This window comes from Agromyces sp. PvR057, from assembly GCF_040547485.1.
In the GTDB taxonomy this organism is placed as follows: domain Bacteria; phylum Actinomycetota; class Actinomycetes; order Actinomycetales; family Microbacteriaceae; genus Agromyces.
In genome coordinates, this window is record NZ_JBEPPT010000002.1 from 321,509 (window position 1) to 345,783 (window position 24,275).

Annotated in this window: 24 protein-coding genes; 13 read left to right on the top strand and 11 right to left on the bottom strand. The window is 71.3% G+C overall.

All coding sequences use genetic code 11. The annotated features are described in order from the left end of the window. Positions 1-109: 109 nt before the first annotated feature. The 3 genes from ABIC29_RS10695 to ABIC29_RS10705 all read right to left on the bottom strand — a co-directional run bounded on the left by ABIC29_RS10695 (position 110) and on the right by ABIC29_RS10705 (position 4,690). Positions 110-2,209, bottom strand: a complete 2,100-nt coding sequence (locus ABIC29_RS10695; RefSeq protein WP_116084123.1) for an ABC transporter ATP-binding protein — start codon at positions 2,207-2,209, stop codon at positions 110-112. Continuing rightward, complete coding sequence (locus ABIC29_RS10700) at positions 2,206-3,939, bottom strand: ABC transporter ATP-binding protein (protein ID WP_354245237.1); 1,734 nt, start codon at positions 3,937-3,939, stop codon at positions 2,206-2,208. The genes ABIC29_RS10695 and ABIC29_RS10700 overlap by 4 nt, the downstream gene beginning before the upstream one ends. A gap of 277 nt (positions 3,940-4,216) precedes the next feature. Further along, positions 4,217-4,690, bottom strand: a complete 474-nt coding sequence (locus tag ABIC29_RS10705; protein ID WP_354245240.1) for an NUDIX hydrolase — start codon at positions 4,688-4,690, stop codon at positions 4,217-4,219. Positions 4,691-4,753: 63 nt separating this feature from the next. Between ABIC29_RS10705 and ABIC29_RS10710 the strand changes: the two genes are divergently transcribed. Next, positions 4,754-6,469 (top strand): acyl-CoA dehydrogenase family protein, encoded by a 1,716-nt coding sequence (locus ABIC29_RS10710; RefSeq protein ID WP_116084117.1) that lies wholly within the window; start codon positions 4,754-4,756, stop codon positions 6,467-6,469. A 28-nt stretch (positions 6,470-6,497) separates the two neighbouring features. Here the strand turns inward: ABIC29_RS10710 and ABIC29_RS10715 are convergent, their stop codons facing one another. Then, a complete protein-coding gene (locus ABIC29_RS10715; protein WP_116084114.1) occupies positions 6,498-7,505 on the bottom strand; it encodes an N-acetylglucosamine kinase in 1,008 nt (335 codons plus the stop codon). A gap of 171 nt (positions 7,506-7,676) precedes the next feature. On the opposite strand from ABIC29_RS10715, the gene ABIC29_RS10720 reads away from it, so the two are divergent. The 8 genes from ABIC29_RS10720 (at position 7,677) to ABIC29_RS10755 (ending at position 15,822) form a co-directional block, all read left to right on the top strand. Beyond that, positions 7,677-8,966, top strand: coding sequence for a sugar ABC transporter substrate-binding protein (locus tag ABIC29_RS10720; RefSeq protein WP_116084112.1), 1,290 nt, complete (start codon positions 7,677-7,679; stop codon positions 8,964-8,966). 88 nt (positions 8,967-9,054) lie between these two features. Continuing rightward, on the top strand, positions 9,055-9,942 hold the full coding sequence (locus ABIC29_RS10725) for a carbohydrate ABC transporter permease (RefSeq protein ID WP_354245817.1): 888 nt from the start codon (positions 9,055-9,057) through the stop codon (positions 9,940-9,942). 125 nt (positions 9,943-10,067) lie between these two features. Then, entirely contained in the window at positions 10,068-10,859 is a 792-nt protein-coding gene (locus ABIC29_RS10730) for a carbohydrate ABC transporter permease (RefSeq protein ID WP_354245820.1), read from the top strand. A 5-nt stretch (positions 10,860-10,864) separates the two neighbouring features. Continuing rightward, complete coding sequence (locus tag ABIC29_RS10735; RefSeq protein ID WP_158551837.1) at positions 10,865-12,412, top strand: glycoside hydrolase family 3 N-terminal domain-containing protein; 1,548 nt, start codon at positions 10,865-10,867, stop codon at positions 12,410-12,412. After that, on the top strand, positions 12,409-13,665 hold the full coding sequence (locus tag ABIC29_RS10740) for an anhydro-N-acetylmuramic acid kinase (RefSeq protein ID WP_116084107.1): 1,257 nt from the start codon (positions 12,409-12,411) through the stop codon (positions 13,663-13,665). Before ABIC29_RS10735 ends, ABIC29_RS10740 begins: the two co-directional genes overlap by 4 nt. After that, positions 13,662-14,642, top strand: coding sequence for an N-acetylmuramic acid 6-phosphate etherase (gene murQ / locus ABIC29_RS10745; protein WP_354245245.1), 981 nt, complete (start codon positions 13,662-13,664; stop codon positions 14,640-14,642). The genes ABIC29_RS10740 and murQ overlap by 4 nt, the downstream gene beginning before the upstream one ends. Positions 14,643-14,658: 16 nt before the next feature. Beyond that, a complete protein-coding gene (locus tag ABIC29_RS10750) occupies positions 14,659-15,543 on the top strand; it encodes a MurR/RpiR family transcriptional regulator (protein WP_354245248.1) in 885 nt (294 codons plus the stop codon). Positions 15,544-15,642: 99 nt separating this feature from the next. Then, positions 15,643-15,822 carry a hypothetical protein gene (locus tag ABIC29_RS10755; RefSeq protein WP_055862230.1) on the top strand — a complete coding sequence of 60 codons (180 nt, stop codon included), beginning with the start codon at positions 15,643-15,645 and terminating at the stop codon, positions 15,820-15,822. Between the two features lie 52 nt (positions 15,823-15,874). Here the strand turns inward: ABIC29_RS10755 and ABIC29_RS10760 are convergent, their stop codons facing one another. The 5 genes from ABIC29_RS10760 to ABIC29_RS10780 are packed head-to-tail and all read right to left on the bottom strand — an operon-like array spanning position 15,875 to position 19,516. Continuing rightward, positions 15,875-16,168, bottom strand: coding sequence for a DUF1905 domain-containing protein (locus ABIC29_RS10760; protein WP_116084100.1), 294 nt, complete (start codon positions 16,166-16,168; stop codon positions 15,875-15,877). An 8-nt stretch (positions 16,169-16,176) separates the two neighbouring features. Continuing rightward, positions 16,177-17,079: a CPBP family intramembrane glutamic endopeptidase gene (locus tag ABIC29_RS10765; RefSeq protein ID WP_354245252.1), complete on the bottom strand. Its 903-nt coding sequence runs from the start codon at positions 17,077-17,079 to the stop codon at positions 16,177-16,179. Positions 17,080-17,130: 51 nt separating this feature from the next. Beyond that, positions 17,131-18,039 carry an NINE protein gene (locus ABIC29_RS10770; protein WP_116084095.1) on the bottom strand — a complete coding sequence of 303 codons (909 nt, stop codon included), beginning with the start codon at positions 18,037-18,039 and terminating at the stop codon, positions 17,131-17,133. Continuing rightward, complete coding sequence (locus ABIC29_RS10775; RefSeq protein WP_158551836.1) at positions 18,032-18,880, bottom strand: sulfite exporter TauE/SafE family protein; 849 nt, start codon at positions 18,878-18,880, stop codon at positions 18,032-18,034. Before ABIC29_RS10775 ends, ABIC29_RS10770 begins: the two co-directional genes overlap by 8 nt. A 39-nt stretch (positions 18,881-18,919) precedes the next feature. Further along, positions 18,920-19,516, bottom strand: coding sequence for a VanZ family protein (locus tag ABIC29_RS10780; RefSeq protein ID WP_158551835.1), 597 nt, complete (start codon positions 19,514-19,516; stop codon positions 18,920-18,922). Between the two features lie 347 nt (positions 19,517-19,863). On the opposite strand from ABIC29_RS10780, the gene ABIC29_RS10785 reads away from it, so the two are divergent. After that, positions 19,864-20,067, top strand: a complete 204-nt coding sequence (locus ABIC29_RS10785) for a cold-shock protein (RefSeq protein WP_055862240.1) — start codon at positions 19,864-19,866, stop codon at positions 20,065-20,067. A 124-nt stretch (positions 20,068-20,191) separates the two neighbouring features. On the opposite strand, the gene ABIC29_RS10790 is transcribed toward ABIC29_RS10785, so the two are convergent. Next, positions 20,192-21,034 carry an NAD-dependent epimerase/dehydratase family protein gene (locus ABIC29_RS10790; RefSeq protein ID WP_354245257.1) on the bottom strand — a complete coding sequence of 281 codons (843 nt, stop codon included), beginning with the start codon at positions 21,032-21,034 and terminating at the stop codon, positions 20,192-20,194. Positions 21,035-21,206: 172 nt separating this feature from the next. On the opposite strand from ABIC29_RS10790, the gene ABIC29_RS10795 reads away from it, so the two are divergent. The 3 genes from ABIC29_RS10795 to ABIC29_RS10805 all read left to right on the top strand — a co-directional run bounded on the left by ABIC29_RS10795 (position 21,207) and on the right by ABIC29_RS10805 (position 23,219). Continuing rightward, positions 21,207-22,301: a fatty acid desaturase family protein gene (locus tag ABIC29_RS10795; protein WP_502915486.1), complete on the top strand. Its 1,095-nt coding sequence runs from the start codon at positions 21,207-21,209 to the stop codon at positions 22,299-22,301. A 128-nt stretch (positions 22,302-22,429) separates the two neighbouring features. After that, the gene (locus ABIC29_RS10800; protein WP_055862244.1) at positions 22,430-22,636 is read left to right on the top strand and encodes a cold-shock protein; all 207 of its coding nucleotides are present in this window, start codon (positions 22,430-22,432) and stop codon (positions 22,634-22,636) included. Between the two features lie 223 nt (positions 22,637-22,859). Next, the gene (locus tag ABIC29_RS10805; protein ID WP_116084082.1) at positions 22,860-23,219 is read left to right on the top strand and encodes a TFIIB-type zinc ribbon-containing protein; all 360 of its coding nucleotides are present in this window, start codon (positions 22,860-22,862) and stop codon (positions 23,217-23,219) included. 325 nt (positions 23,220-23,544) lie between these two features. On the opposite strand, the gene ABIC29_RS10810 is transcribed toward ABIC29_RS10805, so the two are convergent. Beyond that, complete coding sequence (locus ABIC29_RS10810) at positions 23,545-24,252, bottom strand: type 1 glutamine amidotransferase domain-containing protein (protein WP_116084079.1); 708 nt, start codon at positions 24,250-24,252, stop codon at positions 23,545-23,547. Positions 24,253-24,275: the final 23 nt, after the last annotated feature.

Here is a 24,275-nt window from a genome sequence, read left to right on the forward strand (position 1 = left end):
CGAGCCGGAGGCGTTCGGCGCGCGCGACGATGCGGCGGCGAAGATGCGAAGAGCCCGGGTGCGGCATCCGAAGAGGTCGTACCCGGGCTCTCGTGTCGTGCGGTGGCCGCTAGGAGTTCGTCGCGGGCGTCTCGCCCTCGCCGTCGACCCCCTCGAAGGAGCCGGTCTGCGCGCCGACGAGCGCCGGGTCGAGGCCCTGGCCCTGGGCGATCGCGTTCTCGGCGTCGACGTCGGCAGCTGCCTGCTCGAACTGCGAGTTGTAGAGCCGCCAATACGCGCCCTCGCGAGCGATGAGCTCGTCGTGGCTGCCCTGCTCGACGATGTCGCCGTGCTCCATCACGAGGATGAGGTCGGCGTCGCGGATCGTCGACAGGCGGTGTGCGATCACGAACGACGTGCGTCCTTCGCGGAGCGCCGCCATCGCGTGCTGCAGCAGCAGCTCGGTGCGGGTGTCGACCGACGAGGTGGCCTCGTCGAGGATGAGCACCGACGGCTGCGCCACGAACGCTCGCGCGATCGTGATGAGCTGCTTCTCACCGGCCGAGACGTTGGACGCCTCTTCGTCGAGCACCGTGTCGTATCCGTCGGGCAGCGAGTGCACGAACCGGTCGACGTAGGTGGCCCGAGCTGCGTCGAGGATCTCGTCGTCGGTCGCCGACTCGCGGCCGTAGCGGATGTTCTCGCGGATCGATCCGGCGAACAGCCACGGGTCCTGCAGCACCATGCCGGTCTTCGCGCGCATGTCGCGGCGCGTGAGCTCGGCGATGTCCTGGCCGTTGAGCAGGATGCGCCCGCCGTCGAGCTCGTAGAACCGCATGATGAGGTTCACGAGCGTCGTCTTGCCGGCGCCGGTCGGGCCGACGATCGCGACCGTCTGCCCGGGCTCGACCCGGAACGACAGGTCGCGGATCAGCGGGTGCTCGGGCGCGTACGAGAACGACACGTGGTCGAACTCGATCGTGCCGTCGCCCTCGGCGGGCTTCGGCGCGTCGGCGGCGTCGGGGTCCTGCTCGTCGGCGTCGAGCAGCTGGAACACGCGCTCGGCGGAGGCGGTGCCGGACTGCACGACCGCGGCCATGCCGCCCAGCTCCGAGAGGGGCTGGGTGAACTGCTGCGAGTACTGGATGAACGCCTGAACGTCACCGAGTCGCAGCTGGCCGCTCGCGACCATGAGCCCGCCGAGCACCGCGATGCCGACGTAGGTGAGGTTTCCGATGAACATCATGCCCGGCATGATGATGCCCGAGAGGAACTGCGCCTTGAACGAGGCCTCGTAGAGCTCCTCGTTCTCGGCCTTGAACTTCGCGTGCGAGTCGGCCTCGCGGCCGAAGACCTTGACGAGCGCGTGGCCGGAGAAGGACTCCTCGACGCGTGCGTTCAGGCGGCCGACCTTGCGCCACTGGATGCCGAAGGCCTTCTGCGACTTCGGGCCGATGACGCCGAAGATCACGGCCATGAGCGGCAGGGAGACGAGCGCCACGATCGCGAGCTGCCACGAGATCGAGAACATCATGATGAGCACGCCGACCACGGTGAGCACCGCGGTGATGGCGCCCGACAGCGACTGCTGCATGGTCTGCGTGATGTTGTCGATGTCGTTCGTCACGCGAGAGATGAGTTCGCCGCGCTGCACCTTGTCGAAGTAGCTGAGCGGCAGGCGGTTGAGCTTGGCCTCGACGTCTTCGCGCAGGCGCCACATGGTGCGCACCATGATCACGTTGACGACGTAGCCCTGCACCCAGGTGAGGATCGCCGAGACCACGTAGAGCAGCAGCACGACGATGAGGATCTGGCTGAGCTTGACGAAGTCGATGCCCTCGCCGGGCACGACGCCCGCCGTCTGCACGATGTTCGCCAGGTCGTCCTGACCGGCGGCGCGGAGCTGCTCGACCGCCTGGTCTGCGGTGATGCCCGCGGGCAGCTGTGCCCCGATGACGCCGGCGAACAGCACGTTCGTGGCCTCGCCGAGCACTTTGGGGGCGATCACGGCGAGCACGACGCCGGCCGCGCCGAGCAGCGAAACGAAGGTGAAGGCGACCGCGTGCGGCTTCAGCAGGCCGATGAGCCGGCGGAAGCTGGGACCGAACTGCGAGGCCTTTCCTGGCGCGACGCTGTCCCAGTCGCCGGAGTTCAGGCGGGCCTGCTCGGCGAGCTCGAGTTCGTACTTCTCCTCTTCGGAGATCTGGGGCGTGGTGGGTTCGGTGGTCATCGGGCTGCCTCCGCTCCGAGCTGGGATTCGACGATCTCGCGGTAGGTGTCGGATGTCTCGAGCAACTGCTCGTGGGTTCCGATGCCGACCATGGCGCCGTCGTCGAGCACGATGATGCGGTCGGCATCGGTGATGCTCGACACGCGCTGGGCGACGACGATCTTCGTCACCTCGGGCAGCTCGCGCCAGAGCGCGTGCCGCAGGTTCGCGTCGGTCGTGAGGTCGAGCGCCGAGAAGGAGTCGTCGAACACGAGCACGTCGGGCTGGTGCACGATCGCGCGGGCGATCGCGAGCCGCTGGCGCTGGCCGCCGGAGACGTTGGTGCCGCCCTGGGCGATGCGGGCCTCGAGCCCGCCCTCCATCTCCTCGACGAAGTCGCGGCCCTGCGCGATCTCGAGCGCGTGCCAGAGTTCTGCGTCGGTGGCCTCTTCGCGCCCGTACCGGAGGTTCGAGGCGACCGTGCCGGTGAAGAGGAACGGACGCTGCGGCACGAGGCCGATCGAGTTCCAGAGCACGTCGAGGTCGGCCTGCCGCGCGTCGACCCCGCCGACCGCGACGGAGCCGCCGGTGGTGTCGAACAGGCGGGGGATCAGCGACACGAGCGTGGTCTTGCCCGCGCCGGTGGATCCGACGATCGCGACGGTCTCGCCGCGCGCGGCGGTGAAGCTGATGCCGTCGAGCACGGGGTGCTCGGCGCCCGGGTACGTGAACGAGACATCCGTCAGCTCGATCGTGCCGGGCGTGGGGAGGTCGGTCACGGGGTTGGCCGGACGCAGGAGCGTGCTCGTGCTGTCGAGCACCTCGGCGATGCGGTCGGCCGACACGGCGGCGCGCGGGATCATGATCGTCATGAAGCTCGCCATGAGGACGCCAGTGAGGATGAGCATCACGTACTGCATGAAGGCGAACAGCGTGCCGATCTGGGCGTCGCCGGCGTCGACGGCGAACGCGCCGAACCAGACGACCCCGACGATCGTGACGTTGAGCACGAGCATGAACAGCGGGAACAGCAGCACGAAGAGCGAGCCCACGCGACGGCCGACGATCATGATGTCGGTGTTGGCGCCGCGGAAGCGTTCTTCTTCGATGGGCTCGCGCACGAACGCGCGCACCACCCGGACGCCCGTGAGCTGCTCGCGCATGATGCGGTTCACGTTGTCGAGCTTGTGCTGGAAGCTGCGGAACAGCGGCACCATGCGGCTGATGATGAGGATCGCGATGATCAGCAGCGTGGTCACGGCGACCGCGATGATCCAGCCGAGTCCGACGTCTTGGCGCAGCGCGAAGTAGATGCCGCCGATCGCGAGGATCGGAGCGGTCACGAGCATGGTCGCGCCCATCATGGCGAGCATCTGCACCTGCTGCACGTCGTTCGTGTTGCGGGTGATGAGCGAGCCGGGTCCGAACTTCGACACCTCGCGCTCGGAGAAGGCGCTGACCTTCTCGAACACGTCGTTGCGGATGTCGCGGCCGAGGCGCATCGCGGCCTTCGCGGCGAAGTAGGTGGCGATGATCGAGGCGGTGATCTGCCCGAGGGAGATCAGCAGCATGACGGCGCCGGTCGACCAGATGTATTCGGTGTCGCCCTTGGCGACGCCGTTGTCGATGATCTTGGCGTTGAGGTCGGGCAGGTTGAACGTGGCGATCGCGGAGAGGATCTGGAAGACCAGGACTCCGACGAGCAACCACACGTAGGGCTTCAGGTAACGGACGAGGAGTTTTGCGAGCATGGCATCTCCGGTGCGGCGGTGAGGGCGGATGGTCGATCGGATGCCACGGCGCTACGGATCGTGCCGCGGCGGAATCGGCGGATGGCGCGTGCAAGGCCCACCCCCGGGCCTCGCGCAGCGTTACAGCCTCGCATGCGACCCTGTCGGAGGCAAGCGGAGCGGGGGCTTCGTTCCCCTCGTTCTCGGAGGGCGAACACCGGCCCGGATTCGCCGCCCGATCAGGGCCCCGCCAGTCTGGCGGGAGCCACCGACATCCGCCGCACAGGCGCGACGCGCCTCAGGCCAGGTGCGCGAGCAGCGCGTCGAGCGCCGGTCGCTGGCCCTTGACGAGTCGCTCGCGGGCGTCGGCCACCGGCATCCATGCGGCCGAGTCGAACTCGGGGAACGACTGCCGGCGCCCCGACCGCGGCGGCCACTCGAGCTCGAAGGTGTTGCTCACCATCGACGACGCGTCGAAGTCGGCCTCGCCCGTGAAGACGGCGACGGTCTTGCCCGAGCTGTAGCGGAACACGCCGAGGTCGACGTAGGGCACGTCGGGTGCAGGCGAGCCGAGCTCTTCGGCGAACTCGCGCCTGGCCGCGTCGATCGGGGTCTCGTCGGTGAAGCCGCCCTTGGGGATCGACCACGCCGACTCGTCTCGACCGCGCCAGAACGGACCGCCCATGTGGCCGAGCAGCACCTCGACGCCACGGGGGTCGGATGCCGCGCCGCGCCGTCGATGCAGCAGGATGCCCGCGCTCGTCTCGACCATGCGCCAACGCTAGCCGCTGCCGCCGACGCCGGCTCGCGAGCAGAATGGCCGTGGAGGTCGAAGATGATCAGCACCCACGAGGTCGCCAACCAGGTTCCGCCGCGCGTCGACGTCGACGAGTTCGCCGAGAACGTCCCGCTCGTCGAGGCAGTCGCCCGCTGGGGCCGCGCCGCCGGACGCGAACCCGACCGCCCGCGACCGGCCGCGGGCCCGGAACCCGCAGGCCACGCGGCATCCGACCTGCACGCGATCGGGCGACTCGTCGGCTCGGCCGCCTTCCAGCGCGACGCGCAGCGCGCGAACACGCAGGCGCCCGTGCTGCACGCGCACGACCGCTGGGGCCGTCGCATCGACGAGGTCGAGTACGACGACGCGTACCACCGGGTCATCGCGGGGGCCGTCGCGGCGGGCGCGCACACGTCGGCGGCCGCCGATCCGGGGCCGGGTGCGAACGTCGACCGCGCTGCGGCGTTCCTCCTCTTCGCGCAGGTCGAGCCGGGGCATGCGTGCCCGGTCTCGATGACGCACGCCGCCGTGCCGGTGCTCGAGCACGCGGCATCCGCTCTTCGCGACGAATGGATGCCGCGCCTGCTGAGCCGCGACTACGAGCCCGAGCTCGTGCCGGGCAAGCCGAGCGCCCTGATGGGCATGGCGATGACCGAGAAGCAGGGCGGATCCGACGTGCGCGCGAACACGACGCGGGCCGAGCGCCGTGGCGCGGGCGACGGCGGATGGGGCGCCGAGTACGGCCTCACCGGCCACAAGTGGTTCGCCAGCGCCCCGATGAGCGACGCGTTCCTCGTGCTCGCGCAGGCGCCGAGCGGGCTCAGCTGCTTCTTCGTGCCGCGCGTGCTGCCGGACGGCGAGCGCAACGTGTTCCGCATCCAGCGCCTGAAGGACAAGCTCGGCAACCGGTCGAACGCGTCGAGCGAGATCGAACTCGACGGCACGAGCGCGTGGATCGTCGGCGAGGAGGGGCGCGGCGTCGCGACGATCGTGCAGATGGTGACGCGCACGAGGCTCGACTGCGTTATCGGCACGGCGGCCGGCATGCGGCAGTCGGTCGCCGAGGCGGCCTGGCACGTGCGTCACCGCAGCGCGTTCGGCGCCCTGCTCGTCGACCAGCCCGCGATGTCCGCGGTCGTCGCCGACCTCGCGCTCGAGTCCGAGGCTGCGACGCTCACGGCGATGCGGCTCGCCCGCGCCTACGACGACGACGCGACCGCGTCCGACTCGAGCGGCGCCGAGCAGGCGTTCCGGCGCCTCGCGACCGCTGTGGCGAAGTACCAGGTCTGCAAGCGCGGTGCGGGCCACGCGGCCGAGGCGCTCGAGTGCCTGGGCGGCAACGGCTACACGGAGGCGTTCCCGCTCGCGCGCCGGTACCGGGAGCAACCGCTGCTCGCGATCTGGGAGGGGTCGGGCAACGTCATCGCGCTCGACGTGCTGCGTGTGCTCGCCCGCGAGCCCGAGGCGTTCGAGGCGTTCTTCGCCGAGGTCGGGGCCGCGGCGGGGGCGAGCCGGGTCTTCGACGACGCGCTCGCCGAGGTCGTGGCGCTCGTGCGCGAGGTCGCGACGATGGGCCCGGATGCCGCGGCATCCGTCGCCCGCGAGCTCACCGAGCGGCTGGCGCTCGTGCTGCAGGGCTCGCTCCTGCTGCGGTGCTCGCCCTCGCCGGTGGCCGAGGCGTTCGTGCGATCGCGGCTCGGCCGCGAGGGCGGTGCGCAGTACGGAGCCCTGCCGCGCGGCGTCGACGTCGGGGCGATCCTCGCGAGGGCGTGACCGAGGCGCCCGCCAGGACTCGAGCCGGTCAGCGCCAGACGAACGGCGGATGCTCCGCCGGCACGTCGCCGGCGGCGATGAGCCTCGCGAGCCGCACCGCGCCGTCGAGCGGCGACCCCTGCGGCGCATGCAGCCCGGCATCGGGTGCGAGGCGCACGAACTCCGCCTCGAACGCGTCGCGGTACGCGCCGGCCGCCGCGAACATGCCGCCGGTCCACGAGGCGTGGCGCGGCAGGTCGGGATCGAGTGCGGCGACGAGCGTGGCGGCCACCTCGCGGCCCGCGGTGCGCATGATCGCGGATGCCGCGGCGTCGCCGTCGGCCGCCAGCGCGGCGACCTCGGGGGCGAACCCCGCGATGACGCCCGCCCGGTCGGCGCGGGTGAGCAGTTCGCCGGGCCAGCTCGGCGCCCGCCCGAACCGGGACTCGGCGGCCGAGAGCAGTGCCGCGGCATCCGTCGTCACCCCGTCGTGGGTGCGGATCGCCGACTTGAGCGCCTCGATGCCGACCCAGACGCCCGACCCGCGGTCGTCCCAGAGGTGCCCCCAGCCGCCGACCCGCCGCCAGATGTCGTCGAGGTCGGTGCCGAGGGCGATCGCACCGGTGCCGACGGCGACGACCGCCCCGGCTCGGCCGCCGAGGGCGCCGAGGTGGGCCGTGAGGGCGTCGACGGCGAGGGCGACGGGCACCGGGGCATCCGCCGTCGGGGCCGCGAGGGCCGACAGCCGCCCGATCGAGGCCCCCTGGGCCGACACGAGCGAGGCGAGGCCCGTCGCGCCGACGCCGACGGCCGTGATCGTCGCATCCGGCCACGCGCGCGTCGTGGCCTCGACGAGCGCGGCGGCCACGTCGAGCACGGTCGACCCGGCGGATGCCACGGCGACGCGCCCGCCCTCGAGCAGGCGGCGGTCGGTGCCGAACGGTGCGTCGAGCGGTTCGAGGGCGGCACGTGATCCGGTGCCGCCGACGTCGATGCCGAGTACCCAGGCGCGTCGAGCGCGCGCGTCGGTGCGGGTGCTGGTCGCGGCGCCGTTCACGAGCCGAGCCTACGGCTGCGGCTTCCGTGACGCGGAGGTTTCGAACCGGTCACGAGTTCGGAAATAACTTGCAAACAATGCATGATTCACGAATACTACTTCCAGAGTCACGTTCCGGAGCCCGAGAGTGCCCGTACGTCCGACGACAGATCCATCAACGAGGAGGCATCTATGAAGAAGCGACTGCTGCCCGTCGCCGTGCTCGCCACGGCCGTGTTCGGGCTCACCGCCTGTGCGGGCGGGTCGAACGACGGCAGCGACGGGTCGAATGCCGACGGCCAGACGCTCGACGTCTGGATCATGGAGGGCACCAACCCCGACTCCGAGGCGTTCTTCGACGAGGTCGGCGATGCCTTCACCGAGGAGACCGGCGCCGAGCTCAACGTCGAGTTCGTGCAGTGGGCCGACGCCCACGATCGCTTCGTGACGTCGATCGCGGGCGGCACGACCCCTGACGTCGCCGAGACCGGCACCACGTGGACCGCCGAGTTCGCCGACTCCGGCGCGCTCGAGCCGATCGGCGACTTCGTCGCCGACGAGGACCTGGGCGACGACCTCGTCGAGGGCCTCGTCGAGGCGGGCACCTACGACGGCGAGCTCTACGGCATGCCGTGGTACGCCGGCGTGCGCTCGCTCGTCTACCGCTCCGACATCTTCGACGAGCTCGGCCTCGAGGCGCCGAAGAGCTGGGACGACATCGTCGCGGCCGGCGACGCCATCAAGGCAGCCCACCCCGAGATGCTCGCCTTCGCCGTGCCCGGCGACGCCGAGTTCGGCGTGTACCCGTGGGTCTGGGGCGCCGGCGGGGAGATCTCCGAGAAGAACGGCGACGCCTGGGAGTCCGGCATGGACAGCCCCGAGTCGCAGGAGGGCATCGGCTTCTACACCGGGCTCGCGACCGACCACGGCTTCTCGTCGGCCGGCGCGACCACCTGGAAGGAGACCGACGTCCTCGACAACTTCGCGCAGGGCAACGTCGCGATGGCGCTCATGGGCTCCTGGACCCCATCGGCCATCATCGAGAAGAACGCCGACCTCGAGGGCAAGTTCGCCGCGACTCCGATCCCGGGCAAGGACGGCGGCATCGCGCCGTCGGTGCTCGGCGGCTCGCACCTGTCGATGTTCAGCACCGCGGAGAACACCGACCTCGCCTGGTCGTTCATCAAGCTCATGACCACCGGCGAGTTCGCCGAGAAGTGGGGCGAGCAGTCCGGCTACTTCCCGGGCCAGCAGTCGCTGCTGACCGAGACGATGGAGTCCGACGACCCGCTCGTCGCACCCTTCGCCACGCAGCTCGTCGACGGCGGCGGCACGGTTCCCGTGACGCCCAAGTTCGGCGCGGTGCAGGCCAAGAAGACGACGAACACCGCCATCCAGGCGATCCTCTCCGGGCAGAAGACGGTCGAGCAGGCCACCTCCGACGCCGCCAAGGAGATGGACGAGATCATGAACGGCAACTGACCAGGTGTCCACCACGATCCAGGCTCCGACGCCCGCGCCGGGGGGCACCACCCCCCGGCCGGGCGGCGGCCCCGTTCACCGCAACCGGCTGATCGCCTCGTCGCGCCCGTGGCTGCTGCTCGCACCGGCCCTCGCCGTGCTGGCCGTGCTGCTGCTCTGGCCGCTCATCCGGGTGTTCCTCTTCTCGCTGCAGGACTACGGCCTGCGCGAGATCGTCTCGGGCGAACCGAACTGGATCGGCCTCGCCAACTATGGCGAGATCCTCACGGATCCGACGCTCTGGGGCGTCGTGCTCCCGAACACCGTCGGCTTCGCGGTGCTCGCCGTCGCGGGCACCGTCGCGCTCGGCACGGGCGTCGCCGTGCTCATGGCCTCGCTCGGCGGCTTCTGGCGCACCGTCGTCGGCAGCGCGATCATGATCGCCTGGGCCATGCCGGCCGTCACCGGCACCTACGTCTGGGTGTGGATCTTCGACGCCGACCGCGGCATCTTCAACCAGGCCCTCCAGGCGCTCGGGCTGCAGGACGAGCCCGTCAACTGGTTCACGAACCGCTACAGCTTCTATGCGATCGTGCTGCTGAACGTGATCCACCACGGATTCCCGTTCGTCGCCATCACGGTGCTCGCGGGACTCCTCGGCGTGCCGAAGGAGATGCTCGAGGCGGCCGAGATGGACGGCGCCGGGCCGTGGCGCCGCTTCTTCCAGGTGATCGTGCCGAACCTCCGCCAGGTCTTCAGCGTGGTCATCATCCTGTCGACCATCTGGGACTTCAAGGTGTTCGCGCAGGTCTACCTGATGCCGGGCGGCGCCGGCACGAACCGCGAGGCCCTGAACCTCGGCGTGTGGTCGTACGTCGAGTCGTTCGGGCAGAACCGGTACGGATTCGGTTCCGCCATCGCGGTGCTCCTCACGGTGCTGCTGCTCATCGTCACCGTCATCTACGTTCGCACGATGCTGAAGGAGGACGAGCTGTGAGCACCTTCACGCCCGCCCCGACCACGACGCCCGCGGCATCCGGCGCCCTTCCGCCCGAGGCCACGCGCACCATCCCCGCGACGCGGCGCTCGGCCCGCAAGACCCGCGCGGCGGCCGGCAAGGCCGTGCTCGTCGTGCTGCTCCTCGTCTTCACGCTGTTCCCCGCGTTCTGGATGCTCTCGAGCGCGTTCGACGCGAAGGCCGGCGCCGGCGGGCAGACCCTGCTGCCGCGCGAGTGGTCGCTCGCGAACTTCGAGTACGTGCTCACCGACGGCGGGTTCGACGTGTACCTGCGCAACTCGGCCATCGTGGCCGTGGTCACCGTGCTCGCGAGCGCCGTGCTCGCGCTGCTCGCCTCCGTCGCCGTCGCGCGCTTCCGGTTCAAGTTCCGCACATCGATGCTGCTCATGATCCTCGTGGTGCAGATGGTGCCCCTCGAGGCGCTCGTCATCCCGCTGTTCGTGCAGGTGCGCGACCTGCAGTTGCTGAACACGCTGCTCGGCCTCATGGTCGTCTACGTCGCGCTCTCGCTGCCGTTCGGCATCTGGATGCTGCGCGGCTTCGTCGCCGCCGTTCCGGTCGAGCTCGAGGAGGCCGCCTACCTCGACGGCGCGAGCTGGGGCCGCATGTTCCGCTCGGTGCTGCTGCCGCTCGTGATGCCCGGCCTCGTCGCGACCTCGGTCTTCTCGTTCATCACGGCGTGGAACGAGTTCATCTTCGCCATGACCCTGCTGGGCGGCGCGTCCGAGAACTACACGGTGGCCATCGGCCTCAAGCAGTTCTTCGGCGAGCACACCAACGAGTGGGGCTACATCATGGCCGCGTCCACGATCATCACCGTGCCGGTCATGATCTTCTTCGTCATCGTCCAACGTCGCCTGTCGAGCGGCCTGGTCGCCGGCGCGGTCAAGGGGTGACCGCCGTGGACGATCCCACCATCAGGGGACTGGTGGGCGGGGTGCTCTGGCCGGGGTTCCTCGGCCGGGGCATCCCGGATCTGTTCCGTCGCGAACTCGACGAGGGCGGTCTCGCCGGCCTCGTGCTGTTCGCGCACAACCTCGGCGACGAGGGCGAGCGGATGTCGCTGGCCGCCGACCTGCGCGATCACGGGCGCCCGCTCGTGGTCGGCATCGACGAGGAGGGCGGCAACGTCACGCGCGTCGAGTCCGCCACCGGTTCGACCCTGCCGGGGCCGGCGCAGCTCGGCTTCGTCGACGACCTCGCGATCACCGAGGCCGTCGGCGCCGAACTCGCCCACCGGTCGCTCGCCGTGGGGGCGAACGTCGTGCTCGCGCCCGTGGCGGATGTGAACACGGATCCCCGCAACCCGGTCATCGGGGTGCGCTCGTTCGGCGACTCCGCCGGTCTCGTCGGCCGGCACGCGGTCGCGCAGGCCCGAGGCATCCGCCTGGCGGGGGCTGCCGCGGCGGCCAAGCACTTCCCGGGCCACGGCGACACGCACCTCGACTCGCACCACGCGATGCCGACCCTCGAGATCGACCTCGACGAGCTCGAGCGCACGCACCTGCCGCCGTTCCAGGCGCTGGTCGACGCCGGGGTGCCCGCGATCATGACGGCGCACGTCGTCGTCCCGGCCTGGGGCGGCCAGCCGTCGACGCTGAACCCGATCGCGCTCGGGCGCCTGCGCGCCATGGGCTTCGAGGGCGTCATCATCACCGACGCGCTCGACATGGCCGCGGTGCGCGAGTCGGTCGGAGCCGGGCCGGGCGCGGTCCGGGCCCTCCTCGCGGGCGCCGACCTGCTCTGCATCAGCAACCCGACGAACCTCGGCGCGGCCGCCGCGCCCGACCAGGACGCGCGCGACTTCCTCGAGGTGCAGCGGGCGATCCTCGGGGCCGTCGACGACGGCACGCTGCCGGTCGCCGTGCTCGAGCGCGCCGCCGCCCGCGTGCGGGTGCTCGCAGCGAGCCTCCCGGCGTCGCTCCCGGCGTCTCGCCCGGGAACGGATGGAGCGGCCGGAGCCCGCGGCGCGGGGGTTCGCGCCGCGGGCCCCGGCGACCCGATCGCTCTCGCGGGCGGCTTCGACCCGGTCGATGCCGCAGCCGTCGCGCGGGCGGCGATCTCGATCGACGGCGACCTTCCGCGGTCGCCGGCTCCGCGCACGGTCCTCGACATCCGTGGGCGCTCGACCCTCGCCGTCGCGAGCGATCGGGACTTCTTCGAGTCCGCGCTCGCGGCCGGGGGGCCGGTGCTGCGCGGCGACGCCGCCGTGCCGGGGTCCGGGCCGCTCATCGTCCTGGCCGACCGCATCGGCGGCGACGGCCCGCAGCGCGACCGCATCGCGAACGTCGCCCGGCTCCGACCCGACGCCGTGGTCGTCGACGCCGGCGTGCCGGGTGGCGGGCTCCCGTTGCCGGTCGTGCACACGCGTGCCGCGAGCCGACTCGCGGCGGACGCCGCGGCGATCGTGCTCGCGGAGGGCGCCGACGAACCGGAGGGCTCGCCGTGATCGTGCTCTCGCTCCAGTCCGGCACCTCGGTCGACGGCATCGACGTCGCCGTCGTGGACATCGCCGTCGTGGCCGCCCCCGAGCGCGCTCCCGAGACCGTGTCGGCAGCAGCCGGCGTCGGGCCGGTCGACCTCCTGCTGACGCCCATCCACGGTTCGACGCACGACTTCGACCCGGCGCTCCGCGCACGGGTGCTCGCCGTCTCGACGGGCGAGGCGACGACCGTCGGCGAGATCGCCGAACTCACCACGCTGCTCGGCCAGGCGTTCGCCGAGGCGGCCGCCCGCGGCATCCGCGATTCGGGTGCGACCCCCGACCTGATCGTGTCGCACGGCCAGACCGCCTTCCACTGGGCCGAGCACGGTCACGCCCGAGGAACCCTGCAGCTCGGCGAGCCGGCCTGGATCGCCGAGCTCACCGGGGTGCCCGTGCTCTCCGACCTGCGCGCGGCCGACATCGCGGCCGGTGGGGAGGGCGCCCCGCTCATGGCGTTCTTCGACCGGGCGTGGCTCACCGGTGAGGCGACGGACTCCGACCGCGTGATCGCGACCCTCAACCTCGGCGGCATCGCGAACGTGCAGCTCGTGCATCCGGGCGGCGACGTGCTCGCCTTCGACAGCGGGCCGGGCAACGGCCTCATCGACGCCGTCGTCGTGCGCGAGTCCGGCGGCGCGCAGGCGTTCGACCGCGACGGCGCCCTCGCGGCGGCCGGGCGGGTGCGCGAGCCGCTGCTCGACGCGCTGCTGCGGCATCCGTACCTCGCGGCCGTGCCGCCCAAGTCGACGGGGCGGGAGACGTTCGACCTCGGGGTCGTCGACGACGCCCTCGCGTCGTCGGACGTCGGGGCGATGCCCGTCGAGGACCTCGTCGCCACGCTCACCGAGTTCACCGCCCGCACCGTCGTCGAGGCGATCCCGGATGCCGCGGCCGCCCTCATCTGCTCCGGCGGCGGTGCGCGCAACCCGGTGCTGCTCGAACGCCTCCGCGCGCTCGCGGCCGAGCGCGGCATCCGCGTGGTCTCGAGTGCGGAGCGGGGCATCGACCCGGCGTTCAAGGAGTCCCTGATGTTCGCCCTGCTGGGGTTCTTCAGCGTGCGCGGCGTGCCGATCGCGCTCTCGACGGTCGCCGCACGCGTCGCCGGCCGCCTGACGCCGGGCCGCGAACCGCTCGCATTCCCCGCGCCGCTCGCCGGCGTGGCATCCGTCACCATCGCGTCGCCTGACGCACGCACCGAAACCGGGGGAGCGCCATGACCTGGTCCGCACCGAAGCCCACGCGCGAGCACGTCGAACTGCGCGCCCTGCTCGACGACCTCTCGACCGAGGAGGTCAACACCGCGCACGGCGAGTTCGACCTGATGCCCACCGAGGCGCAGGTCGGGGCGATGCTCGACGAGAGCGGCGCGGCCGTGGCGGCCGTCGCCGCGGTGATGCCGCAGATCGCGATCGCGGTCGACGCGATCGTCGCCCGCCTGCGGGCCGGCGGCCGGCTGGTCTACCTCGGCGCGGGCACGGCCGGGCGCATGGGCGTGCTCGACGCGAGCGAGATCCCGCCGACGTTCGGCACCGACCCCGCACTCGTCGTCGGCGTCATCGCGGGCGGCGACACCGCCCTGCGCTCCGCGGTCGAGAACGCCGAGGACGACGCCGAGCGGGGCGCGGCCGACCTCGCTGCGATCGGCCTGACCTCGGCCGATGCGCTCGTGGGCATCTCTGCCTCCGGCCGCACGCCGTACGTGGTGGGCGCCATCGGGTACGCGCGCAGCCTCGGCGCCTTCACCGTGGGCCTCGCCTGCAACCGCGACTCGGAGATCGGCCGGGCCGCCGATCTTGCGATCGAGACCGTCGTCGGCCCCGAGATCGTCGCCGGATCCACCCGGCTCAAGGGCGGCACCGCGCAGAAGCTCGTGCTGAACGCGATCTCGACGATCGCGATGGTGCGCCTCGGCAAGGTGCACGGCAACCTCATGGTCGACGTGCAGGCGACGAACGCGAAGCTGCGCGCCCGCGCCGAACGCATCGTCATGCAGGCGACCGGGTCGGATGCCGCCGCGGCCTCCGCATCGCTCGAAGCGGTCGGCGGCAGCGTGAAGGCCGCCATCCTCGTCACCCTCACCGGGGTCGCTCCGGAGGTCGCCCTCGCGCGCCTCGCCGCGGAGAATGGAGTGCTGCGGGATGCTATCTCCAGCGTGAACGGCGGCGCGACGCATGTCGCCACAGCCTCGGAGTGAGAAAGGTCCCCACCGGATGTCGGCGAACGTGCTCTCCGAGGTGCGGCAGGCCCTGCCACGACTCAGCTCGGCCGAGGCGCGCGTCGCCGACGCGATCATCGCCGACCCCGGCATCGTCGTCGACCTGACCATCACCGAGCTCGCGATCGTCTGCAACACCTCGCTCTCGACGGTCGCCCGGTTCTGCCAGACCCTCGGGTACAGCGGCTACCGCGAGTTCCGCATGGAGGTCGCCGGCGCCCTGAGTCGCGAGGCCGCCGAGCGCGACCGGTTCGGCCTCGCCGACTCCGACATCGGCGCCGACGATTCAGCCGAAGACGTCGTGGCCAAGATCGCGTTCCACGAGGTGCTCGCGATCGAGCAGACGGTGAAGGGCCTCGACACCGTCGTGCTCGACCAGGTCGTCGACGCCATCGTCGGCGCGGGCCACGTCGACCTCTACGGCTTCGGCGCGAGCGGGCTCACCGCCCAGGACCTGCAGCAGAAGCTCGCTCGCATCGGCATCTCGGCGGCGTGCTCGGTCGACGTGCACCTCGCGCTGGTGAGCGCGGCCCTGCGCAAGCCGACGGATGTCGCGATCGGCATCTCGCACTCCGGCCTCACAGCCGAGACCCATCACACGCTCGAGGTCGCGCGCGACGCCGGGGCGACGACCGTGGCGATCACGAACTCGCCGGACTCGCCGCTCGCCGAGCTCGCCGACTTCGTGCTCACCACCCACGCCCGCGAGTCGACCTATCGCATGGGCGCGATGTCGAGTCGCATCGCGCAGCTCGCGCTCGTCGACTTCCTGTTCGTCCGGGTCGCCCAGCGCCGCGACGACGTGGCTGCCCCGTTGCGCCGCACACGCGAGGTCACCGCCAGCCACCGCATCCCGTCGCGGCGCCGCCCGGCCGGCTGAGCCGCCCACTGCACGCCGGTGGCCCCGCTGCGCGGCTCGAGTCGCCCGCATTGGCGTGTGCATCGGGCGATGTCGGATGCCGCGCGTACCGTGTCAGCCATGACGAAGCAGATGCAGCAGACCCTGGTGCCCGAGGCGGCCCACGAGCTCTGCCCGCGCTGCGGCTCCGACGCCGCGCGTGTGGCCGACGCGTTCACCCTGAGCGACGGCGACCTCCTCTTCGACTGCCGCGACTGCGGCTTCGAGTGGGGCGAGCTGCTGCGCGACCTCATGTCCTGAGCCGCGACGGCGCACGCGTCCGTTCGGGCGTCGTCCCGCGCGAGGTTCGCCGTCAGAGGTCGAGCACGGTGAGCGAGACGCCGACGTCGCCGCCCTCGGTCAACCCCTCGGCAACCCGCACCGCCTTCTTGACCGGCAGCACGTAGCATCCGACCGTGGAGTCCGGAAAGATCGAGGTCGTCCACGTCGAGCCGCCGACGCTCGCCCGCACGCGAACCGACCCGAAGCCGCGCGGCGGGCGCGGGATCTCGCGGATGTCGGCCGATGCCTCGTCAGGCACCGTGACGAAGAACCACTCCGGTCGAGACGACCATTCCCAGAGCGGGGCCGTGAACTCGAATCGCATGGCGCAGCCTACGAGGGGTCCGACGTCGCGCCGGTCGCCGACACCGGAGGTTCCGCCGTCGCAGCCCTGCGCTGCCTGCGGGCCCGTGCGTCCTCGCGGATGAAGCTGACGACGACCGCGATCAGCAGGGCCCCGAGCACGAACTGCACGGCGACGGTCGCCGCAGCCGGATCGGGGATTCCGTGCCCCGGCGCGGCCGACCATGCGTCGCTCCTGAGGTAGAGCGAGAAGTCCGTGAGCGCGTGGATCAGCACCGGCACCCACAGTCGTCCGGTCGCACGGAACGCGGCGTAGAACAGTGCACCGTCGAACGCGGTCGCGCCGACCTGGAACGCGATGATGCTCGCCGGAATGCCATCGATCATGCTGCCGAGGGAGTGACTGAGCCCGAACAGCGCCGACGTGACGAGCAGCGTGACGAGCTCCCCGTGGTGCGAGCGAAGGCTCACGCGCAGGATGCCGCGGTAGAACAGCTCCTCTCCGAGGCCGACGAGCAGGCAGCCGACCGCGAGCAGCAGCACGAGGCCGATCGATCGCTCGCTCCACGGCACGTCGAAGAAGCCGAGCACGGGCCCGACGAGCAGCAGCACCGGGATGGCCAGCATCCAGCGCCGGCGAGGCGGCTCGGCCGTCACGGGGCGCTGGGTCCAGACATCCCGCCGCCATCCGGACCACCGCGCGAACCAGAGCCCCGACCCGATCGCGATCGGCAGCGGCAGGAGGTGGGACAGGGCGAACTCGAGTTCGGGCGACGCGCTCGGCACGAGGATGTCGACGAGGTTTCCGAGTCCCGCGGCGAGCAGCACGTAGACGGCGATCGCGGCAAGGCCGACCCAGAAGGTGCGGCGGACGCGATCACGAGGAGCGACCATATGGTCGGGCTCGGCTCTGGTCGTCGGTTCGACGTGCATGCTCACTCCCCAGCGCAGACGGCGCACGAAGCATGCGCCACCACGAGTCTGTCAGAGCGCGCCGAGCTCGCCGAGGCTCGCGACGAGGTTCAGGGACACGATGCCCGCGACGACGCCGAGCATCACGCCGAGGCCGGCGACGACGCCCGAGACGATCCACGCGAGGCGACGGTGCGTCTCGTGTCCCGCGAGCGTGCGGCCGTCGCGGTCGCGTTGCGCGCCCGTGAGCACGAGCACGAGGTCGACGAGGGTCCACACGCCGAGCCCACCGGCGGTGAGGAGCTTCGCGACGGCGGTGCCCGGCTTGCCGAGGGCGAACCGGTCGACGCCGAGCGACCCGAGCAGCAGCGCGAACAGCCAGATGACCAGGAACGAGGGGCCCGTGCCCCCGGGAGCGGGCGTGGCGGCCGTCGACCGGGCGGCCGATGCGGCGACGAACCCGGTGGGCGGCAGCGGCACCGTCGTGTGCTCGTTCGGCGCCACCGGCATCCGCTCGAACGAGGTCGGCACCGCGGGTGCCGGGGACGCGGCGAACGAGGGGGCGGCGGCGAACGACGGCGGCGCCATCGCGATCGGAGCCGCGCCGGCGGCGACGGAGGTCACCGACGGCCTCGCGGCCGATCGCGAGCTCGTCATCTCGCTGATCGAGAAGTCGTCGACGAGGGTGTCCATCGGCGGCGAGGTGATGCTGCTCGCGTGCGGCGCCGAGCGACGCGGAAGCGAGGGGCGCGGCGACGGCGACGCGCCGTCACGGACCGCGGCGCCGCGGGCACCCGCGCTGCGGACCGCCGTGACGCCGAGCGACACGGTCTCGGTGACGGCGGAGGCGGCCGCGACCGGGGAGGCCTCGACGGGGCGTGCCGTGGTGTGCGGCGTCCACGAGCCGCCGTCCCAGTAGCGGAGCGTCGCGGCATCCTGCTCGTCGTCGTACCAGCCGGCGGCCCGTCGCGCCTCACTCATGCGCGGCACCGGGTGCGTCCGCGTCCGGTTCGGCGGCGCTCCGCCGCTGGGCGCGCACCGCGCGCACGGAGAGCTGCACCGCGGCGATCACGACGAACGCCGCGAACAGGCGGGCCGACCACTCGGGCGAGAGCACGAAGGCGATCGCGACGCCGGCGAACGAGGCGATCGTCGCCGCGATGCCGACGACCAGTGCCTCGCGCAGGTCGACGAGCTTCGCCCTGGTGTTCGAGACGGTGCCCGAGATCGCCGTCGGGATCATGACGGCGAGCGACGTGCCCTTGGCCATCAGGTCGCCCATGCCGAAGAACGCGATGAACGCCGGCACCATGATCGCGCCGCCGCCGATGCCGAACAGGCCGGAGGCGATGCCGACGCCGATGCCGAGCGCGAAGAGCGCGAGGTCGGGCAGCAGGTCGAAGCCGACGTGGCCGCCGCCGCGCTCGGGCACGACGAGCAGCATGCGCACGGCGACGGCGACGAGCAGGGCGACGAACAGCCACCGCAGCCAGACGATCGGCAGCCGGCGCAGCAGCCACGCGCCGAACCACGACCCGATGATGCCGCCGAGCGCGACGAAGAGGGCGGCGACGAGGTCGACCTGGCCGTTCGCGAGGTAGGTGATCGACCCGGCGATGGAGGCGGGAACGATCGCGGCCAGCGAGGTCGCCGTGGCCCGGCGCTGGTCCATGCCGGCGGCCACGATGAGCAGGGGAACCATGAGGATGCCGCCGCCGACGCCGAACGCGCCCGAGAGCAGTCCGCCAGCCGCACCCACGAGGGCGAGCGCCCCGTATCGCGGCGCGGTCGCCGGCGCGTCGATCGGGGGCGGGGTGGGCACCAGCCCACTGTAGTCGGCGGGTCGGGCCGGCGTCGGCGGTCAGGCCGCGCGGTCGCCCGAGCCGACGAGCTCGTCGAACGGCGCCTTCGCCGCAACCGCCGATGCCTGCGCAGGCACCGGTGCCTGCGCTGATGCCGACGCGGGGCGAGCGGATGCCGCGTCCGCCCCGGGTACGGTCGTCGCCCCGGTTTCGGGTGCTGAAGCGACCCCGGGCCCGGAGGCGACCGCTGCCGCGCGCCGCACGCCCCGAGCCGCCATCACGAGCACCACGCCGAGGCTCGCGCCGAGCGTGTTCATGACGAGGTCGCGCGGGTCGGAGACGCGGTCGGGCAGCAGGAGCTGGACGAGTTCGATGACGGCGGTGAGCGCGAATCCGACGGCGAAGGCGAGCGGCCAGCGGCGCCGGTGGATGAGCAGCGCGGCGAGCATGCCGACGGGAACGAACATGGCCACGTTGAACGCGATCTCGCTGACGTAGCCGGTCGACCACGTGGCCGCGGAGGTCCACGCCTCGGGGTTCAGCACGCCGCCCTCGACCTCGTGGCCGTCGGTTCGCCACGGTGCCGGGCCGATCGTCAGCCAGAGCACGCCGATCGTCAGGGCGATGGCGGCGAATCGCAGGGGGCGGCGGTTCATCCCTCGATTCTGCACCCGGTCCCCGGCCTGCGCGCGACATCCGGAGCATGTTCCCAGAACCGTTGGATTACCGCATATATCACGAACTGGTATCGCGCTCTGTACTCTCAGGGAGAACCCGGTAGGCTGAACCCACGATTCCTCCATCAAGCGGGCGCTCGCCCGTGATTTGAACTGATTGCCCGGAGGCGGTTTTCCGCGTGGCATGACCCGATTAGAGAGAACGGATGCGTTCACGCATCCGCCCCTCGCCCCAAACTTCGACGGCACCGAGTCGTCGGGGTCGCGGTCGACAGTCGATCGCATCGGGTCCGCACGTGCGGCCCGCAAGACAGAAGGACAGCAGTATGGCAACCGGAACCGTCAAGTGGTTCAACGCCGAAAAGGGCTTCGGCTTCATCGCTCCGGACGACGGCTCGGCCGACGTCTTCGCGCACTTCAGCGCCATCACGGGCAACGGCTACCGTTCGCTCGATGAGGGCCAGAAGGTCGAGTTCGAGGTCGCTCAGGGCCCCAAGGGCCTGCAGGCGGAGAACATCCGCGGACTCTGATCCGCGACGTTCGCATCAACGAACGCCGTCGTCCCACGCACGTGGGGCGGCGGCGTTCGTCTTTTCCGGCGGGGATCCGCCCAGGCGGCGCCCGCCGGCTCAGTGCCGGGGCGCGGCATCCGGGTCAGACGTGGTCGCGCCACGAGTGCGCGGGCTCGAAGCCGAGCATCCGACGGGCCTTGTCGATCGAGAGCAGCGTCTCGTTCGTGCCGAGGTCGCCGCGAAGCTCGACGCCGGGGAACACCTCGGCCACGAGCTCGGCGTTCGGCCGCGACATCACGGTGTCCGCGGCGGCGATGATGAACCGGTCGAACCCGGGGGTCGCCACGGCCAGCGCGCGGCTCACCGCCTGGGCGCCGTCCCGCGCGTCGATGTAGCCCCAGAGGTTCCATTTGCGCAGCGTCGCGTCGGCGTCGAAGGCGGGGAACGCCGCGTAGTCGTCGGGGTCCATGACGTTCGAGAAGCGGAGCGCCGTGATCGAGAGCCCGGGGTTCCAGCGCACGAGCTCGATCGCCATCGTCTCCTCGAGGTGCTTCACGAGCGAGTAGGTGGACTCGGGCCGCGCGGGGTACTCCTCGTCGACGGGGATGTACGGCGGCGGCACGTCGAACGGCAGTCCGAGCACGGTCTCGCTCGAAGCCGTCACGATGCGCGTGATGCCGAGTCGCTTGGCCGCCTGCAGCACGTTGAACGTGGCGAGCATGTTGTTGCGGAACGTCGCGACGTCGCTCGCGAGACCCGGTGCCGGGATCGCGGCGAGGTGCACGATCGCGTCGGCCCCGGCGTGCTGATCGTCGACGCCGGCGATCGCATCGATCACCTGCCCGTAGTCGGCGAGGTCGACGCGCACGAGCGTGCCGCGCTGGCCCTGCTGGTCGAGGTTCACGACCTCGTGGCCTTCGTCGCGGAGTGTCGAGACGACCGTTCGACCGAGTTTTCCGGATCCGCCGGTGACGATGATGCGCATCGGCACAGTCTTGCAGTCGCGCCGACCGGACCGATAGATGCCGCAACGGGTATATACTGCGGCGCTTTTCCCAGCGCTTTCACATGCACAGCCCATAGCGTTCGAGCATCTTCAACGGGTGATCGCCCGTGCATCCCCGGCTGGGAAGTCGACGACGACTGGGACCCCTGCCATCTCTCACACCGAAACCCTCGGTGCGATTCGGGCTACGAAGCCCCGCACCGGCTCCGCGGATGTCACGCGCAGTTTCACCGCCCTTTCCCGAGTCGTTCGCGAGTCCGGCCTCCTGGCTCGCACCCGCTGGTTCTATGCGGCGCTCGTCACCGCCCTCGCGCTCGCCCTCGGCGGCGTGATCACCGGGTTCATCCTGCTGGGCGACTCGTGGTTCCAGCTGCTCATGGCCGGGGCGCTCGGCCTGATCCTCACGCAGTTCGCGTTCCTCGCGCACGAGGCGTCGCACCGCCAGGTGCTCGAGTCCGGGCCGGCGAACGACCGGGTCGGCCGAATCCTCGCCGCCGGCGTCGTCGGCATCAGCTACTCGTGGTGGATGACGAAGCACACGCGTCACCACGCGAACCCGAACAAGATCGGCAAGGACCCCGACATCGAGTGGGACACCATCTCGTTCACCGAGACCGATGCCGCCAAGCAGAAGGGCCTGCTCGCCGCGATCACGCGCAAGCAGGGTTACCTGTTCTTCCCGCTGCTCACGCTCGAGGGCCTGAACCTGCACATGCGCTCGATCGCGACGCTGACCGAGCGTCGCCCCGTCAAGGGCCGCTGGATCGAGCTCAGCCTCATCGCGGTGCACTTCATCGTCTACTTCGGCGCGCTCTTCTGGGTGCTCCCGCTCGGCATGGCGTTCGCCTTCATCGGCGTGCAGATGGCCGTCTTCGGCGTCTACATGGGCGCGTCCTTCGCGCCGAACCACAAGGGCATGGCCCTGATCCCGGCCGACTCGAAGCTCGACTTCTTCTCGAAGCAGGTGCTCACCTCGCGCAACATCTCGGGCGGACTGTGGGCGAGCACGCTCCTCGGCGGCCTCAACTACCAGGTCGAGCACCACCTCTTCCCGAGCATGCCGCGTCCGCACCTGGCGAAAGCCCGTGAGATCGTGCGCGAGCACTGCGCGACGCTCGGTGTTCCGTACACTGAGACCACACTCGTGCAGTCGTACGGCATCGTCATCCGCTACCTCAACGAGGTCGGGCTCTCGGCCCGCGACCCGTTCGACTGCCCCATGGTCAACCAGTTCAGGCGGGTCTGACCGAACGATCTCGGCCCGACGGGCCGACCAAGAACCTCCGGTGGCGGATTTCGCAACCGGAACACGCACGGCCAGGCCGTGCACACCGCACTCGCCTCGGCGAAGCGGAATGAATGAAGGAATACAACATGGCTACCGGAACCGTCAAGTGGTTCAACGCCGACAAGGGCTTCGGCTTCATCGCTCCCGACGACGGCACCGCCGATGTCTTCGCGCACTTCAGCGCGATCGCATCGGACGGCTACCGTTCGCTCGACGAGAACCAGAAGGTCGAATTCGACACCGCCCGCGGCCCCAAGGGCCCGCAGGCCGAGAACATCCGCGTCATCGCGTAGTTCTCGCACACCGTGATCGGCGCCTCGCGCCGGTCGACGAGCGGATGCCACGGTCGCCCGCCTCTTCGTGAGGCGCGCGCCGGGGCATCCGCTCGTCCTCGTTTCGGGGTCGGGCGGGTTTCGGGCAGCACGCGTCGAGCGCGCTGGCCGGTCTGGGCGTCTTCGGAGCTTGGCTCCCTAGGCTCGCGGCGAGACCCCTTGCTACCCCGACCGAGGAGCCCCCATGCAGTGCCCCAATGACGGAGCCGTGCTCGTGATGAGCGAGCGCAGCGGCATCGAGATCGACTACTGCCCGACGTGCCGTGGCGTGTGGCTCGACCGCGGCGAGCTCGACAAGATCATCGAACGCGCCGCAGGCGACTTCGGTGCGGCGGCGGCCGCAGCTCCGGCCGCACCCGCGGCGCCGGCGCAGCCCGCCTACCAGCCGCCGCCGCAGCAGCCCGCGTACCAGCAGCCCGCGTACGGCCAGCAGTCGTACGACAACCGCGGATACGACAACCGCGGATACGACGATCGCGGGTCCGGCGACCAGGGCTACCGAAAGAAGAAGAAGGACAACTGGCTGTCGGAGCTCTTCGACTGACGCCGAGACGGTCGGCCGGCCCGACCGCACGAACGGATGCCGCGGCGCGGCGCTCATGACGAGCGCGGCGCCGCGGCATCCGTCGTCTCATCGCCCGGCGGCTGGGAGGTCAGCGCCGGCGCAGGCGTTCGCCGCGTGCTCAGGCCGGCTCCGCAGGTGCGAGCCTGAGCAGCGGGCGAACGCCTGAGCACCCGAGCAGCGGACGAGCACCCGAGCAGCGGACGAGCACCCGAGCAGCGGACGAACGGCTGAGCAGCGTGCGGCAGCGAGAGCAGGGTGCGGCAGCCAGGGCCAGGGCCATGACCAGGGCCGAGCACCCGGCGGCTCAGCCGCGCGCGGCGAGTTCCTCGAGCACGCGCCGCGCGACCGAGGCGCTCGACTGCGGGTTCTGGCCCGTGATGAGGTTGCCGTCGACGACGACGTGGTCGCTCCAGGGCGCTGCAGAGTCGATGACGGCGCCGCGGTCGCGGAGGCGGCTCTCGACCCACCACGGGGTGTTCTCGCCGGTGCCGCCGGTGCGCTCCTCCTCGTCGGTGAAGACGGTCAGGCGGCGGCCCGCGAACGCGAACGACCCGTCGGCGCGGTTCGCCGCGAGGAGGGCCGCCGGCCCGTGGCAGAACGGCGCGATGATCGTGCCCGCGGCATCCGCCTCGACGAGCACTCGGCCGGTCGCGTCGTCGAACGCGAGATCGGACATGGGCCCGTGGCCGCCGGGGAGCACGACGGCGGCGTAGCGGGACGCGTCGACGTCGGCGATCGCGACGGGGGAGGAGAGCTCGTCCGTGATCGACGCGAGGTAGTCGGCGAACTCGCGCGCCCGCTCCTCGCCGCCGGCCTGCGACGGGTCGAGGCTGCCGGCGTCGACGGTGGGGGCGACGCCGCCGGGCGTCGCGATCGTCACGGTGTGGCCTGCCGCGACGAGGTCGCGGTGGGCGGTCACGAGCTCCTCGGCCCAGAAGCCGGTGGGGTGCTCGCTGCCGTCCTTCATGGTGAGGCTCGTCGCGGCGGTGACGATCATCAGGATGTCGCTCATGGGTGTTCCGTTCTTTCGGTGGT

Coding starts and splice junctions, on each gene's coding strand:
- ABIC29_RS10695 (WP_116084123.1), bottom strand. CDS start 2,209: ATGACCACCGAACCCACCACGCCCCAGATCTCCGAAGAGGAGAAGTAC.
- ABIC29_RS10700 (WP_354245237.1), bottom strand. CDS start 3,939: ATGCTCGCAAAACTCCTCGTCCGTTACCTGAAGCCCTACGTGTGGTTG.
- ABIC29_RS10705 (WP_354245240.1), bottom strand. CDS start 4,690: ATGGTCGAGACGAGCGCGGGCATCCTGCTGCATCGACGGCGCGGCGCG.
- ABIC29_RS10710 (WP_116084117.1), top strand. CDS start 4,754: ATGATCAGCACCCACGAGGTCGCCAACCAGGTTCCGCCGCGCGTCGAC.
- ABIC29_RS10720 (WP_116084112.1), top strand. CDS start 7,677: ATGAAGAAGCGACTGCTGCCCGTCGCCGTGCTCGCCACGGCCGTGTTC.
- murQ (WP_354245245.1), top strand. CDS start 13,662: ATGACCTGGTCCGCACCGAAGCCCACGCGCGAGCACGTCGAACTGCGC.
- ABIC29_RS10750 (WP_354245248.1), top strand. CDS start 14,659: ATGTCGGCGAACGTGCTCTCCGAGGTGCGGCAGGCCCTGCCACGACTC.
- ABIC29_RS10755 (WP_055862230.1), top strand. CDS start 15,643: ATGACGAAGCAGATGCAGCAGACCCTGGTGCCCGAGGCGGCCCACGAG.
- ABIC29_RS10760 (WP_116084100.1), bottom strand. CDS start 16,168: ATGCGATTCGAGTTCACGGCCCCGCTCTGGGAATGGTCGTCTCGACCG.
- ABIC29_RS10765 (WP_354245252.1), bottom strand. CDS start 17,079: ATGCACGTCGAACCGACGACCAGAGCCGAGCCCGACCATATGGTCGCT.
- ABIC29_RS10770 (WP_116084095.1), bottom strand. CDS start 18,039: ATGAGTGAGGCGCGACGGGCCGCCGGCTGGTACGACGACGAGCAGGAT.
- ABIC29_RS10780 (WP_158551835.1), bottom strand. CDS start 19,516: ATGAACCGCCGCCCCCTGCGATTCGCCGCCATCGCCCTGACGATCGGC.
- ABIC29_RS10785 (WP_055862240.1), top strand. CDS start 19,864: ATGGCAACCGGAACCGTCAAGTGGTTCAACGCCGAAAAGGGCTTCGGC.
- ABIC29_RS10790 (WP_354245257.1), bottom strand. CDS start 21,034: ATGCGCATCATCGTCACCGGCGGATCCGGAAAACTCGGTCGAACGGTC.
- ABIC29_RS10800 (WP_055862244.1), top strand. CDS start 22,430: ATGGCTACCGGAACCGTCAAGTGGTTCAACGCCGACAAGGGCTTCGGC.
- ABIC29_RS10805 (WP_116084082.1), top strand. CDS start 22,860: ATGCAGTGCCCCAATGACGGAGCCGTGCTCGTGATGAGCGAGCGCAGC.
- ABIC29_RS10810 (WP_116084079.1), bottom strand. CDS start 24,252: ATGAGCGACATCCTGATGATCGTCACCGCCGCGACGAGCCTCACCATG.